Raw genomic sequence first — 13,480 nt, 5'->3', positions numbered from 1 at the left:
CCCGGCTTGACCACTCGCCAACTTGCAAGCGCCCGGCGTCTGGCACACATGCACCGCCATGACCGAGATCGATGGCATCGAATGGCGGGTATCGCCGGGCCTGACGCCCTATGACGAGGCGCTGGCGACGATGGAGGCCCGCGCCGAGGCGGTGCTGGCGGGCGAGGCGCGCGAGCTGATCTGGCTGCTCGAACATCCGCCGATCTACACCGCCGGCACCAGCGCCTCGCCCGGCGACCTCATCGACGCGCGCTTTCCCGTGGTCGCGACCGGGCGCGGCGGCAAATACACCTACCACGGGCCGGGCCAGCGCATCGTCTATCTGGTGCTCGACCTCGGCAAGCGCGGGCGCGACGTGCGCTGCTTCGTCCATGGCGTCGAAGGCTGGGTGATCGCCGCGCTCGCCGAACTCGGCGTCACCGCCTTTCGCGCGGAAGGGCGCGTCGGCATCTGGACGCGCGACGGCGGCCCGGAGGCGAAGATCGGCGCGATCGGCGTGCGCGTGCGGCGCTGGATCACGCTGCATGGCCTGGCGGTCAACGTCGCGCCCGACCTCAGTCATTTCGGCGGGATCGTGCCGTGCGGGCTGCCCGATTTCGCGGTCACCAGCCTGGCTGATCTGGGTCATGACGATCGTCTGGCAACCTTCGACGATGCTCTGGCGTTGAGCGCTCCGGCATTCCTCTCGTCCCTGTCTTGTCCGGCATAAACGCGCCGGACGGAATTCGAGGCTTGAGGGCTGGGCGTTATGCGATTAATGTCCACTGCGATTTGGGTATTAAAGGGCCAGCAAGCCGTCCAAATCCTATTCTAGGGAGCTTCCAATGCGTGCACTCATCTCCAAGGTCCTGACCGGCTCGCTGATCGCCGGCGCCGCTCTTGCGGTTTCGGCCTGCGGCCCGAAGACCGAGACGACCACCGACAACACGATGGTCACCGACATGAACACCACCGACGACATGGGCACCATGAGCGACAACATGACCGCCGTCGACGGCGCGTCGAACGGTGGCATGATGGCGAACGACACGATGATGTCGAACGACACCATGATGTCGAACGACACGATGACCACCAACGCAATGTAATCTCCCGTCAGGGATATTACGGTGGTGAAACGGCCGTCCGGGCAACCGGGCGGCCTTTTCTTTTGGTTCCAACGTTCTGGCGCATTTCATCGGATTTTATCGCGGAACGGCGCGATCGGGGATTGGGTCGGCCCGCGAAACCGTCTAGAATCGCCCGATAATAGCTTTCCGTGGGGATGACGAAAGATGACCGTGTTGCGTATCGCGCTGGCGCTTGGCGGCGCCGCGATCGGCCTGGCGGCGGCGGCGCCAGCGTCGGCCCAATTCTACCTGCGCTCGCACGATTTCCGCGGCGAAGCGGTCAAGGGGCATGAGGACGGCCTCGGCCAGCCGCTGCCCGGCGCGACCGAGGCGGAGCTGCGCGCGGCCATGGCGTGGAGCGTCCGTGCGGCGCTCAACGTCGCCGCGCTGCAATGCCAGTTCGAACCGACGTTGCTCACCGTGCCCAATTACAATGCGGTGCTGAAGGATCACGAGGCCGAGCTGAAGAGCTCGTTCGACACGCTCACCAAATATTTCCTGCGCGTCAACAAGGCGCCCAAGGCGGGCCAGGCGGCGCTCGACCAGTTCGGCACGCGTACCTATTCGGGCTATGCGACCGTCGCGGCACAGTTCGGCTTCTGCCAGACGGCGAGCGGCATCGGCCGCGACGCGACCTTCGTGCCCCGCGGCAGCTTCGGATCGTTCGCGATGGATCGCGTCCGCGAGCTGCGCAACAGCCTGACGCCATATGGCGAGCAGCATTTCCAGCGCTATCTCGGCCGCGACTATGCCTCGCAGCCGCGTCTCGACGCGATCTGCTGGAACAAGAAGGGCGAATGGGTGACCAAGAAGTGCGGCGTCTTCGCCTGGCCGCCGGCGAGCCCGACGGGAACGGCATCGGTACCCGCCGCCGCGACGGCCGCGACCGCGCCGACCGTGACGGCAGCCGCGGAAACCGCACAGCGTTGACCGCAACTCCCCCCGGACGCGCGCCGGGGGGATTTGACGCTTCAGGAATAAGCCTACCGCAGCCCCAGCAGCTTGTGCGTCTGCAACGACAGCCGCCATTGCGGGCGGTCCATCACCACCGCGATCGCCGCCTCGATATTCGCGGCACCGCGCGCGTCGTCCATCGGCTGCAACAGCCGGTTGGCGAAATCCCAGCTCTCGACCTCGGCGATATCGGTCCCCGCCTGCGGCCAGACGAGCTTCAGCTCGTCGCCCGAGCGCTGCACCACGACGCTGCCCGCCTTGGGACTGACGCACACCCAGTCGATCCCCGGATGCACCGGCAGCGTGCCGTTGGTCTCGATCGCGATGCGGAAACCGGCGTCGTGCAGCGCTTCGACCAGCGCATCGTCGATCTGCAACATCGGCTCGCCCCCGGTTAGGACGACGAACCGCTCGCTCGGCTCCTCCCCCCAGAAGCCCGCGACCGCCGCCGCCAGCCCCGCGGCATCGGCGAACTTGCCGCCGCCCAGCCCGTCGACCCCGACGAAATCGGTGTCGCAAAACCGGCACACCGCCGTGGCACGATCCTGCTCGCGTCCGCTCCACAGGTTGCAGCCGGCAAATCGCACGAACACCGCCCGCCGCCCGGCGTTCACGCCCTCACCCTGCAGGGTGAGGAACATCTCCTTGACCGCATAGCTCATCCGATCAGGGCCGGACGGCGTAGACCGTCGGATCGGGAATGCCCGCTTCCTCGAATCCCTTGGAGCGCAGCCGGCAACTGTCGCAGGTGCCGCAATGCACCCCGCCCGGTGCCGGATCGTAGCACGACCAGCTGATCCCCATGTCGACGCCCAGCCGCCGGCCCTCGCGAACGATGTCGGCCTTGGTCATATGCTGCAACGGCGCGTGGATCTTGAACGGTTCGCCCTCGACGCCCGCCTTGGTGGCGATCTCCGCCAGCCCTTCGAAGGCATGGATGAATTCGGGGCGGCAATCGGGATAGCCGGAATAATCGAGCGCGTTGACGCCGATGAACAGGTCGCGCGATCCCGCCGCCTCCGCCCAGCCGAGCGCGAGGCTGAGGAAGATCGTGTTGCGCGCCGGCACATAGGTGACCGGGATCCCCTCGCCGACGCCGTCCTTGGGCACGTCGATGTCGGCGGTGAGCGCCGAGCCGCCGAACGCCGATAGGTCGAGCGGCAGCACGATATGCCGCTCCGCCCCCAGCGTCGTGGCGACGCGCCGCGCCGCGGCCAGCTCGACGCGATGGCGCTGGTTATAGTCGATCGACAGCGCGAGCAGGCGATAGCCCGCTTCGCGCGCGCTGGCGGCGGAGATCATCGAATCGAGCCCGCCGGAGACGAGCACGACGGCCAGAGGGGCCTCAATTGGCATGGTCATGATCCCCGCGGCGCTAGGCCAAAGCGGCGCAAAAGAAAAGGGCCGCGGGTGAGGCGGCCCTTGAAGGAGAGAGAAGCGATCGCTCCTCTGGGAGAAAAGCGTGCCGGTCATGAACAGGCACACAGCATCGCTAAGCGACCGGAGTTAAAAGGAGATTAAGACGCACGGCCGCCACCCCCTCAGGCAACCGGATCGGCCTCGGCGGGGACCGGGAATTTGGTCGCGCAGAACGCGCAATCGACCTGGATGAACCCCTGTTCGTCCGCCATCTCGCGCCGCTCTTCGATCGAGAATTTGGCCAGCACGCTCGCGATATAGTCGCCGGTACAGCGGCAGCCGCGCGACAGCGGCGTCGAGGCGAGCACGCGCACTTCGGGCTCCTCGTTGAACAGGCGCCAGACCAGCGTCTCCAGCGACAGCGCGGGATTGGCGAGTTCGTCGGTCCCCATCGTCTGGCCGAGCGCCTCGACATGCTCCCATTCGGGATGGTCGAGCCGGGTGTGCAGCCGCTCGCGGCCGACCTCGCCTTCGGGCAGATGCTGAAGGAACAGGCCGCCGGCGATCGTGCGCCCGCCGTCGCGGGCGATGCCGACGCGGACGAGGCTGAGGATCTGCTCGGACTGGACGAAATAGCTCTGCGCCGCCTCCGCCAGCGTCTCGCCGTCGAGCGGGACGATGCCCTGATAGCGCTCGCCGGTCGCCGCGAGGTCGAAGGTGATGGCGAGATAGCCCTGGCCGAACAGCGCGAACAGCGTCGGCTGCTCGGGCGCCGCGGCGAGCTTCTCCGCGTCGAAATCGATATATCCGCGCAATTCCCCGCCCCGATAGTCGCAGACGAGAAGCCGGACGACGCCGTTCTCGGTGCGCGTCTGCATGGTCAGATGCGCCCCCCCATCCTTAAGCGTCGAGCCGATCAACGCCGCCAGGGTCAACGCCTCGGCGAGGAGGGTTTCGATTGGGGGGGGGTAAGCATGTGATGCGAGGACGGCGTCGAGTGCGGGACCGAGCCTTACGACCCGTCCGCGCGCCGAGCGGGAGGGAATCGCGAACCCGAGCGCGCGATCGATATCGATGGGGGATTGTTGCATCGGCAGGAAATGGGATGGCGAAGAGGGCGGGTCAAGTTGGCCACACCCCCCTCCCCGTTCGGCCCGCCCCGGATCAGCCGATCTGGCCGAAGACCCAGCGCAGCACCGCTTTCTGGGCGTGGAGGCGGTTTTCCGCTTCCTGCCAGATCAGCGACTGCGGCCCGTCGATCACCGCATCGACCACCTCCTCGCCGCGATGGGCGGGCAGGCAGTGGAGGAAGCGCGCATCGGGCTTGGCATGCGCCATCAAGGCCGCGTCGACCTGATAGGGCATCATCGCGGCGAGCTTGGTGTCGGCATGGGCCTGCCCCATCGAGATCCACGTGTCGGTGACGATGACGTCGGCACCCTCGACCGCCTCCTGCGGCGAGGCGACGATGCGGGCACGGCCCTGCCCGCGCGCGACATCGGCCTCGTCCGGCATGAAGCCCTGCGGACAGGCGGCGGTGACGTCGAACTGCATCAGCCCGGCCGCCTCGATGAGCGAGGCGAGCACGTTGTTGCCGTCGCCGAGCCACGCCAGCTTGAGCCCGGGCAACGCCTTGCCGTCCTCCAGGATCGTCTGGAGATCGGCCATGATCTGGCACGGGTGCGACCGGTCGGTCAGGCCGTTGATGACCGGCACGCTGGCATAGCGGGCCATGTCCTCGACCTTGGCGTGATCGTCGGTGCGGATCATGATCGCATCGACATAGCCCGACAGCACGCGCGCGGTGTCGGCGATGCTCTCGCCGCGACCGAGCTGCATCGAGCCGGCATCCATGACGATCGAACTGCCGCCCAATTGCCGGATCGCCATGTCGAAGCTGACGCGGGTGCGCGTCGAATTCTTCTCGAAGATCATCGCCAGCACGTGGCCGGCGAGCGGCGCATCGGCATCGGCGCGCCCTTTGGGAAAGCCTGCGCGCGCCGCCTTGCGGTCGATCGCATCGGCGAGCATCGCGGCGACGCCATCGGCGCCGGCATCGGACAGGTTCAGGAAATGGCGCATTATAGTCCTCCCTCGCGCAGCGGGGGAAGGGGAACACGGCCGACAGGCCGTGGTGGAGGGCGCGCTTCCCCAAACGAGCCGCCCGCCGTCCTTCCCCTCCACCGGCTGCGCCGGTCCCCCTCCCCCTGGCGGGGGAGGATTAGATCAGTCGTCGCTGGCCGGTACGAAGACCCGCGCGGCGGCGCTCAGCTTGTCGATACATTCGGTGACGTGGCTGTCCTCGATCACCAGCGGCGGCAGCATGCGGACGACGTTCTCGCCCGCCGCGACCAGCAGCAGGCCGTGATTGTCGCGCGCATGCGCGACGAACTCGCGCGGCTCGACCCCGGCCTTGAGCTTGAGACCGAGCATCAGCCCCTTGCCTCGCACGCCTTCGAAGACGTGATCGTGGTTGGGGATGAGCTGTTCGAGCGCGCTGCGCAGCCGCTCGCCCATCGTCTCGACCTGCGCGAGGAAGCCGTCGGCGAGCATGACGTCGAGCACCGCCCGCCCCGCCGCCATCGCCAGCGGATTGCCGCCATAGGTCGATCCGTGGGTGCCGATCACCATGCCGCCCGCGGCGCGTTCGGTGGCGAGGCAGGCGCCGAGCGGGAAGCCAGCCCCGATACCCTTGGCGACCGTCATGATGTCGGGCTCGATGCCGTAATGCTCGTACGCCCACATCTTGCCGGTCCGGCCATAGCCGCACTGGACCTCGTCGAGGATCAGCAGCAGGCCGTGCTCGTCGCACGCCTTGCGCAGGCCGGTGATGAATTCGGGCGTACCGACCGACACGCCGCCTTCGCCCTGGATCGTCTCGACCATGAAGCCCGCGGTCGTGTCGTCGATCAGCGCCAGCGCGGCGTCGAGATCGTTGAACGGTGCATAAGCGAAACCGGGCAGCAAGGGCTCGAAGCCATCGCGCATCTTGGGCTGGTTGGTCGCCGAGATCGCCCCCATCGTCCGCCCGTGGAAGGCGTTGTTGAAGGTGATGATCTTGGTGCGCTGCGGATTGCCGGCGGCATAATGGAAGCGTCGCGCGGTCTTGATCGCGCATTCGACCGCCTCGGTGCCCGAATTGGTGAAGAACACCGTGTCGGCGAAGCTGTTGGCGACGATCCGCTCGGCCAGCGCCTCGCCCTGCGGCGAACCGTAGAGGTTGCTGACGTGCATGAGCGTCGCGGCCTGTTCGGCGATCGTCTTGACCAGATGCGGATGGCCGTGGCCGAGCGCGTTCACGGCGATGCCGGCGGCCATGTCGAGATAGCGGCTGCCGTCCTCACTGATGAGATAACAGCCCTCGCCTCGGACCGGACGCACCCCGCACCGCGGATAGACGGGCATCAGGGCGGTAATGGTCACGGGGCATCTCCTCATCTCGAAACGAGAAAGGGCGGCCCTGCACGGACCGCCCGTTCCCTCTCTACCTGTCGGCGCGGTGCCGGGTCAACACCGCCACCGATCAGAATCCGGCACTGATCGTCGCGAACACCTGTCGCGGCGCGACCGGGAAGAAATTGTAGGTGCCGGACGCCGCGCCGATGCTGAGCGTCGATTCCGCGCGCTTGTTGGTCAGATTGGTGACGTTGAGGCTGACCCCCAGCTTCTTGGCGATCCCCTGCCCACCGAGCGGCATGTCGAAGCCGATCCGCCCCGACAGTTGGAGATAGCCCTTCACACTGAGATCGTTGGTATAGGTGGCGTAGCGACGACCGATATAGTCGCCGATCAACTGCACCTCGACGCCATCGGTGCGCAGCGTTGCCACCGTCTTGTTGAGCCAGTCGGGCGAACCCGGCACCTTCTTGCCCGCGGTCGCGACGGTCGCCTGCGCGGCGCCCGCGCCGGTCAGATAATCGTCGCTGTAACGCGAATTGTTGTACGAGAGCGCATCGTACAGCGAGAAGACGTCGCCGAAGCGGAACGTGCCGGCGATGTCGACGCCATCGGTCTTCACACTGCCAACGTTGTTGATGATCGGCGCGCCGCTCTGGATCGCGGTGATCGTCGCGGTCGGACTCACCGCGAGCAGGCGGTTGCTGAAATCGACGTGATAGTAACTGATCTGCCCTTCGAAGCCGGTCAGCGGACCGGCGTCGAGCGTGCGGCGGGTGCGGGCGCCCGCTTCATAGGTCCAGCTCGTCTCGGGCTTGGTATTGTCCTTGAAGAATTCGAACAGCGTCTGGCTGCCGAGCGCGAACGGCGAGAGGCCGGCGGCGGCGCTGGTCTGGAACTGGCGGATATTCTGCTGGACGTTGAAGAACAATTGTTCGTGGCCGGTTACGTCCCACAACCCGCCGACCTGCGGCAGGAATATCTTATTGGTGTTGAGCCTGCCGACCGGGAATTCGCGCGAACCGGTGAAGGAGCCGGGGATCGGCTGGACCGGCATCGTCTGCCGCGCCTTCTGGAAGGTGCTCTTGAACCCCGCCTGCAGGGTGACGCTCGGCACGATCTGCCACGCATCCTGAATGTGCGTCTGGATTTCCTCGACGCGGATCTCGCTGCCATATTGGGTGATCAGCGGCTGCGCCTGATCGAGCGGGCGCGTGTAGGGCGAGGACGGGTTGTTGACGTCGAGCGCATACCAGCGGCGATAGGCGGACGAGCTCTGATGCTCGTACCAGCCGCCGATCTCGACCCGGTGGTTGCCGATCTCGCCGACCAGCGTCGAGATCGCGCCGACGCGGTCGATGCGATATTCGGTGGTGCGCGTCGCCAGCCCCGAACCGCCGAAGATCGTGCTGAGCCGCGCCAGATTGGTCGCCGAATTCGGGCTGCTGCCCGCCGCACCGGGATAATAATAAGAGAAGAGCAGCGGCAGCCCCGCCGCGGTGATCGGCCCGGCGACGACGCCGACGCCGTCGTTATGATGGAAATAGCCCTGGTTCGACCAGGTCAGGCCGGGGGCGGCGTGCCAGTCGTATTTGACGTAGCCGAGATAATCGGTGCGCTGCGCATCGCTGTAGTAATTGCGATAATTGGACCCCGGCGCGGCGTTGACCGCGGCATATTCGGCCGAACCGTAATAAGCGCGGGCGGCGGCGAAATTCGGGTAGAAGAACGGCCGGGTATAAGGCGCGACACCGCGGTTATCGACCGCCGCGCCGGTCGCGGTCGCCGGACGGACGACGATCGAGGTCGCATCCTCGTTCGGCTCGGTCTTGTCCGAATAGGAGAAGAAGGCGGTCAGTTTGCCGGTGGCATCGTCGTGGACGATCTTGCCGTCGGCCTGATAGCCGCCCTGCTTGCCGTTGAAGTCCCAGGCGCGGGCATCGTGACGCACGCCCGAGACGTAGAGGCGCGTGCCGTCGCCGATATCGCCGCTGTCGATCCGGCCATAGGTGCGCGAGGTGTCGTAGCTGCCGACCACCTGTTGCAGCGTGACGCCGAAGCGGTCGCGCGGATCGCTGGAGAAGGTGTCGATCGCGCCGCCGAGGTTGCTGGTCGAGGCGGTGCCGAGATCGCCCGCGCCCGAGGCGAGCACGACGCGGCCGACATCTTCGGAGATGATCGCGCGTTGCGGGCTCAAGCCATTATAATTGCCGTATTGCTGATCGCCGAGCGGCACGCCGTCCAGCGTATAGCCGAGCTGCTGCGCGTTGAAGCCGTGGATGAACAGCGAGATGTTCTGTTCGTTGTTGCCCCAGGGATCGGCGGTGAGGAAGGTGACGCCGGGCAGGGTCTGCAATGCCTTCAGCGGGCTGAGGCCGGGTAGGATCTTCTGGATTTCGTTGCCGGAGATCTGCGTCACCGATCGCGTCGCGGTGCCGCGGACGACGATCTCGTCGTCGGACGCCTCGTCGGTGGCGACCGTCTGCGCCGGCGCGGCACTGCCGCCGTCCTCGCGGGCAAGCGCCGCCGCGGGGGTGACGGTCTGCGCGGCGGCAGCGTGGCCGGCACATAAAGCGAGCGCGGTCGCGCCGGTCAGCAACATCGAACGGAGTGTCATGAAATTTCCCTTTGGCTCGTTGGCCTTAGGGCGCGGTGGTCGCTTTACGCGTCACGCCGGTGACTGTCCGGTTGCAGATCAATGACAAACGGCCCCGCGTGAAACGCGAGGCCGTACAATAGCTTCAAAGAATGTGGAGATCGGCGCGGCGGGGGTCAGTGACCGCGGCTGAGCTCGTCGACTTCGCCCATGATCGTGTCGAGCGCGGTCTTGTTGACGTCCGTCTCATGCTCGCGGCGCGACGGCAGCGAACCCTCGGTGAGGATCGTCTCGAGCGCGACGCGGCCGCGCGCGACGCGGCTCTTGATGGTGCCGACCGCCACCTGACAGATTTCCGCCGCCTCTTCGTAAGCGAACCCACCCGCGCCGACGAGGATCAGCGCCTCGCGCTGCGGCTGCGGCAGGTGCAGCAGCGCCCGCTGCATATCGCCCAGCTCGACGTGGCGATCCTGGCTCGCGGGCGCGGCGAGGATACGGTCGGCGACCAGATCGTCCCATTCGCCCTTGAAGCGCGCGCGGCGCATCTGCGACAGATAGAGGTTACGCAGGATGATGAAGGTCCAGGCGCGCATATTAGTGCCGGCCTGGAACCGCTGGCGCGCCGCCCAAGCCTTGAGCAACGTCTCCTGGACGAGATCGTCGGCAAGATCACGACTGCCGGACAGCGACCGGCCGAAAGCACGCAGATGCGGAATGACCTGCGCGAGCTGTTTCTTGAATTCGGGGTCGGACAGAGCAACGTGCTCGACCGGCGCTACGGGAGCGTCGTCGTCTTCGTAATCGTCGTCACGCGTAGCAGGCTGGGTCATGCAATTCCGTTCAAAGCCGGGGACATCGTTGCCGCCTCGGGCAGCAAGATAAGGGTCCGCGCCGGCAAATGCCAGTGAGACGGGCTGAGTCGAATTATCGCAGGATCAGAAAGGCGAAGATCGCGATGACCAACACGAGCGACACACCCAGAACGTATCGGGTGACGCCCGGGGTCGCGCCCGCCCGCGCCTCGGTTGTGGTGACATGGACGGGTTCGTTCGGATCAGCCATGGACGTCAAACACACGACATCCGTTTTGGGTCCGTAACTTTCTGCAACCCTGCCGCAGATCGGCGATCGTCTGGCGATGCCGACGCGCCGTTCCGGATGGAAACGGCGCGTCGACCCGTCGTCACGCCAGTGCGTTGGGGATCGTCGCCTGGTCGAAGAACAGCGCCTGGCTGATCGCGGCCTTCACCGTCGACCGCTGGAACGGCTTGGTGATCAGGAAGGTCGGCTCGGGGCGCTCGCCGGTGAGCAGACGCTCCGGGAAGGCGGTGATGAAGATCACCGGCACTTCGAATTCGGCGAGGATGTCCTTGACCGCATCGATCCCGGAACTGTCGTCGGCGAGCTGGATGTCGGCGAGCACCAGGCCGGGGCGATCCTCCATCGCCAGCGCCACCGCCTCGTCGCGGGTCACGGCGACGCCCGTCACCTCATGGCCGAGATCGCGGACGATCGTCTCGATATCCATCGCGATGATCGGCTCGTCCTCGATGATCAGCACGCGCGCCCGCGTCTGCTTCTCGATCTCGGCCAGCGCCTCGGCGACCAGCGTCTCGACCTCGCTGGTGTCGACCTCGATCAGATAGGCTGCGTCCTCGGGGGTGAAGCCCTCCATCGCGGTCAGCAACAGCGCCTGACGCGACAGCGGCGTCATGCGGGCGAGGCGCGCGCGGGCGACCGCCTCGGTACCCTCGGCGTCGCTCTGCGAGGTCTGCTCCTCGCCATCGGCATTGGCCGAGGCCCAGATGCCCTGGAACATACGGTACAGGCCGAGGCGCGGATCGACGTCGCGCGGGAATTGATCGGGCGCGGCGACGATCGCCTCCAGTGTGGCGCGGACGTATTTGTCGCCCTGCTGCTGGCTGCCGGTCAGGGCCCGGCCATAGCGCCGCAGGAAGGGAAGATGCGGTGCGAGTTGCTGTCCAAGCGACATGGGTGGTGATCACTCCCTGAAGAACTGCCCGGAGGTCCGGGACCTGAAATATCGAACGGGTGCCTGATCTGTGCGGGCGCCCGCCGCTTTGCAACGATGTTTGTCGAAGAACCCGACCGGCCCGCGGACCCGTGGAAATTTCGCGCGACGATGGAACCATCGAAGGCTAATTTGGTTTCATCGCCGATCGAATGGGTCAGCCGCTCCTGTTTTGCGGCTATCATTCATTGTGCGTCGATTGCCCGGTAGGACCGGGTCACCCAGGGGGACATGTTGGAACTGCCCAGCGACAAGGACACGAAAACGTCTTCCAAAAAGTCTCCTGCCAAGGTCCAAAGCAAGGATCGCGACATGGGCGCGGCGCTCCGCTCCGCGTACCAGCGGACGATTGATGAAAGCGTTCCCGACGAAATGCTCGACCTGCTGAACAAGCTCGCCTAGCAGAGGGCATGGCCACACCCTTCGCCGCGGCATCTTCCACACGACGCGCGGCAATGGCCCCGGTGTCGGCGCTCTCGCGTTTGCCGACGGGTGCCAAGCTGTTCATCACGCTCAGCATCGCGTTGCTCATACTCGCACTGATCGCGATCGGGGCGACGTTGCAGACGGGCCGGACCGCGGATGCCGAAGCGCGGGCGCGACTGCGCATCGCCGCCAACGAGAGCGCGCGCAGCATCGCCATCGAACTGATCGGCGACATGACCGCGCTGCGCGTCGCGGTGAACGCGCTCCAGGCCGATGCCGGCGACGCGCCGAGCTGCGCGCGCGCGCAAGGCGTGTTCGCGCAGCAGGCGACGACGGGCACGCGCTTCTCGATCGTCGACCGCAACGGCCGCCTGTTGTGCGGCGAAGCGCTCGACAGCAACGTCTCGATCGACACCAGCACCGCGGTCGGCGCCGCGATCGTCCCCGACAAGGGGCTGATCCTGTCGGTCGCCGGCCCCCGCCGCGGCCCGAGCGCGCGCGTCTTCTTCCCCCGCCCCTTCCTCGCCCGGCTCGCCACGCCGACCAGCCGCGCCGTGCCGCTCGCCAGCGCGCTGGTCCATGACGACACGTCGCTGGAGCTGGCCAACATCCCCGACCTCGGCCCGCTCGACCGCGTCGAAACCGTCGAGACCGATCTCGGTCTCGGCGGCCTGACGCTGCGAACGAGCACGCGCAGCGCGCCGATCACCTCGTCCTTCCTCGTCGCGCTGATGCTGCCGCTGCTGATGTGGGCGGCGGCGGCGGGATTGGCGTGGTTCATCGTCGACCGGCTGCTGATCCGCCCGCTGCGGCTGCTACGCGCCAGCGTCGCCTCCTACACGCCGGGCGAAGTGATCGATCCGGGCCAGCTCGGGCCGTTACCGGCGCAGGAGATCCGCGAGCTCGGCGACACCTTCCGCGCGATCAGCCGCACCGTCGCGCTGCACGAGGCCGGACTCGCCGAGGCGGTGGTGCGCCAGACCAAATTGACGCGCGAGGTCCATCATCGCGTCAAGAACAACCTCCAGGTCATCTCCAGCCTGATCAACTTCCACGCGCGCGGCGCGCCCAGCCCCGATGCGACCGCGGCCTATGCCTCGATCCAGCGGCGCGTCGACGCGCTCGCCGTCGTCCACCGCAACCATTTCGCCGAGATGGAGGACAATCGCGGACTCAACCTGCGGGCGGTGATCGGCGAGCTGGCATCGAACATCCGCGCCACCGCGCCGGAGGGCGCGACCAGCCTGTCGATCGCGCTCGACGTCGATCCCTATCTCGTCAATCAGGACGTCGCGGTCGCGGTCGCGTTTCTCGTCACCGAGACGATCGAACTGGCGATGAATTGCGATCGCGCCGCGCAGATTCGCGTCGCGGTGAAACCGGGCGACGATGATGCCAAGGCGAAGCTGCGCGTCGTCTCGCGTGCCTTCGTCGCCAGCGAGACGCTCGAGACGTTGCTGTCGACCCGCTACGGCCGCGTCATCGAGGGCCTGTCGCGCCAGTTGCGCGCGCCGCTCCATCACGATCCGATGACCGGGGCCTATGAGATCGCGATCGCCGTGCTCGGACGCGACTGACCGAAATTAATTTGAAGCCCCGCCGTTTTCG

Annotated in this window: 14 protein-coding genes; 5 read left to right on the top strand and 9 right to left on the bottom strand. The window is 66.7% G+C overall.

The window, feature by feature from the left end; all coding sequences use genetic code 11:
- The first annotated feature begins 58 nt into the window (after window positions 1-58).
- The 3 genes from lipB (at window position 59) to SFC76_RS07895 (ending at window position 2,039) form a co-directional block, all read left to right on the top strand.
- On the top strand, window positions 59-709 hold the full coding sequence (gene lipB / locus SFC76_RS07905) for a lipoyl(octanoyl) transferase LipB (protein ID WP_322848928.1): 651 nt from the start codon (window positions 59-61) through the stop codon (window positions 707-709).
- Window positions 710-824: 115 nt separating this feature from the next.
- Window positions 825-1,088: a hypothetical protein gene (locus SFC76_RS07900; protein WP_037532936.1), complete on the top strand. Its 264-nt coding sequence runs from the start codon at window positions 825-827 to the stop codon at window positions 1,086-1,088.
- 186 nt (window positions 1,089-1,274) lie between these two features.
- On the top strand, window positions 1,275-2,039 hold the full coding sequence (locus SFC76_RS07895) for a hypothetical protein (protein ID WP_322848927.1): 765 nt from the start codon (window positions 1,275-1,277) through the stop codon (window positions 2,037-2,039).
- A 53-nt stretch (window positions 2,040-2,092) separates the two neighbouring features.
- Here the strand turns inward: SFC76_RS07895 and queE are convergent, their stop codons facing one another.
- The 9 genes from queE to SFC76_RS07850 all read right to left on the bottom strand — a co-directional run bounded on the left by queE (window position 2,093) and on the right by SFC76_RS07850 (window position 11,407).
- Entirely contained in the window at window positions 2,093-2,725 is a 633-nt protein-coding gene (queE, locus tag SFC76_RS07890; RefSeq protein ID WP_322848926.1) for a 7-carboxy-7-deazaguanine synthase, read from the bottom strand.
- Window positions 2,726-2,729: 4 nt separating this feature from the next.
- The gene (queC, locus tag SFC76_RS07885; RefSeq protein ID WP_322849093.1) at window positions 2,730-3,419 is read right to left on the bottom strand and encodes a 7-cyano-7-deazaguanine synthase QueC; all 690 of its coding nucleotides are present in this window, start codon (window positions 3,417-3,419) and stop codon (window positions 2,730-2,732) included.
- 185 nt (window positions 3,420-3,604) lie between these two features.
- A complete protein-coding gene (locus SFC76_RS07880; protein ID WP_322848925.1) occupies window positions 3,605-4,513 on the bottom strand; it encodes an Hsp33 family molecular chaperone HslO in 909 nt (302 codons plus the stop codon).
- A gap of 73 nt (window positions 4,514-4,586) precedes the next feature.
- Window positions 4,587-5,504, bottom strand: a complete 918-nt coding sequence (argF, locus tag SFC76_RS07875) for an ornithine carbamoyltransferase (protein WP_322848924.1) — start codon at window positions 5,502-5,504, stop codon at window positions 4,587-4,589.
- A 144-nt stretch (window positions 5,505-5,648) separates the two neighbouring features.
- On the bottom strand, window positions 5,649-6,845 hold the full coding sequence (locus SFC76_RS07870) for an aspartate aminotransferase family protein (RefSeq protein ID WP_322848923.1): 1,197 nt from the start codon (window positions 6,843-6,845) through the stop codon (window positions 5,649-5,651).
- A 100-nt stretch (window positions 6,846-6,945) separates the two neighbouring features.
- The gene (locus SFC76_RS07865) at window positions 6,946-9,435 is read right to left on the bottom strand and encodes a TonB-dependent receptor (protein WP_322848922.1); all 2,490 of its coding nucleotides are present in this window, start codon (window positions 9,433-9,435) and stop codon (window positions 6,946-6,948) included.
- Window positions 9,436-9,590: 155 nt separating this feature from the next.
- Complete coding sequence (locus SFC76_RS07860) at window positions 9,591-10,244, bottom strand: sigma-70 family RNA polymerase sigma factor (RefSeq protein WP_038662104.1); 654 nt, start codon at window positions 10,242-10,244, stop codon at window positions 9,591-9,593.
- A 94-nt stretch (window positions 10,245-10,338) separates the two neighbouring features.
- Entirely contained in the window at window positions 10,339-10,476 is a 138-nt protein-coding gene (locus tag SFC76_RS07855) for a hypothetical protein (RefSeq protein WP_038662107.1), read from the bottom strand.
- A gap of 121 nt (window positions 10,477-10,597) precedes the next feature.
- A complete protein-coding gene (locus tag SFC76_RS07850; RefSeq protein ID WP_038662110.1) occupies window positions 10,598-11,407 on the bottom strand; it encodes a response regulator in 810 nt (269 codons plus the stop codon).
- Between the two features lie 270 nt (window positions 11,408-11,677).
- Between SFC76_RS07850 and SFC76_RS07845 the strand changes: the two genes are divergently transcribed.
- Both SFC76_RS07845 and SFC76_RS07840 read left to right on the top strand, forming a co-directional pair.
- Window positions 11,678-11,848 (top strand): NepR family anti-sigma factor, encoded by a 171-nt coding sequence (locus SFC76_RS07845; protein WP_169742539.1) that lies wholly within the window; start codon window positions 11,678-11,680, stop codon window positions 11,846-11,848.
- Window positions 11,849-11,901: 53 nt separating this feature from the next.
- Complete coding sequence (locus SFC76_RS07840; protein ID WP_322848921.1) at window positions 11,902-13,449, top strand: sensor histidine kinase; 1,548 nt, start codon at window positions 11,902-11,904, stop codon at window positions 13,447-13,449.
- The last annotated feature ends 31 nt before the right edge of the window (window positions 13,450-13,480 follow it).

It is taken from the genome of Sphingomonas sp. CD22, assembly GCF_034556155.1.
Lineage (GTDB): Bacteria > Pseudomonadota > Alphaproteobacteria > Sphingomonadales > Sphingomonadaceae > Sphingomonas.
This window is presented reverse-complemented; position numbering and strand designations above follow the sequence as displayed.

Excerpts from the sequence above, each read along its gene's own strand:
- SFC76_RS07860 (WP_038662104.1), bottom strand. The coding sequence starts at position 10,244 with ATGACCCAGCCTGCTACGCGTGACGACGATTACGAAGACGACGACGCT.
- SFC76_RS07850 (WP_038662110.1), bottom strand. The coding sequence starts at position 11,407 with ATGTCGCTTGGACAGCAACTCGCACCGCATCTTCCCTTCCTGCGGCGC.
- SFC76_RS07855 (WP_038662107.1), bottom strand. The coding sequence starts at position 10,476 with ATGGCTGATCCGAACGAACCCGTCCATGTCACCACAACCGAGGCGCGG.
- SFC76_RS07865 (WP_322848922.1), bottom strand. The coding sequence starts at position 9,435 with ATGACACTCCGTTCGATGTTGCTGACCGGCGCGACCGCGCTCGCTTTA.
- SFC76_RS07840 (WP_322848921.1), top strand. The coding sequence starts at position 11,902 with ATGGCCCCGGTGTCGGCGCTCTCGCGTTTGCCGACGGGTGCCAAGCTG.
- SFC76_RS07900 (WP_037532936.1), top strand. The coding sequence starts at position 825 with ATGCGTGCACTCATCTCCAAGGTCCTGACCGGCTCGCTGATCGCCGGC.
- SFC76_RS07845 (WP_169742539.1), top strand. The coding sequence starts at position 11,678 with ATGTTGGAACTGCCCAGCGACAAGGACACGAAAACGTCTTCCAAAAAG.
- SFC76_RS07880 (WP_322848925.1), bottom strand. The coding sequence starts at position 4,513 with ATGCAACAATCCCCCATCGATATCGATCGCGCGCTCGGGTTCGCGATT.
- queC (WP_322849093.1), bottom strand. The coding sequence starts at position 3,419 with ATGCCAATTGAGGCCCCTCTGGCCGTCGTGCTCGTCTCCGGCGGGCTC.
- SFC76_RS07895 (WP_322848927.1), top strand. The coding sequence starts at position 1,275 with ATGACCGTGTTGCGTATCGCGCTGGCGCTTGGCGGCGCCGCGATCGGC.
- argF (WP_322848924.1), bottom strand. The coding sequence starts at position 5,504 with ATGCGCCATTTCCTGAACCTGTCCGATGCCGGCGCCGATGGCGTCGCC.
- queE (WP_322848926.1), bottom strand. The coding sequence starts at position 2,725 with ATGAGCTATGCGGTCAAGGAGATGTTCCTCACCCTGCAGGGTGAGGGC.
- lipB (WP_322848928.1), top strand. The coding sequence starts at position 59 with ATGACCGAGATCGATGGCATCGAATGGCGGGTATCGCCGGGCCTGACG.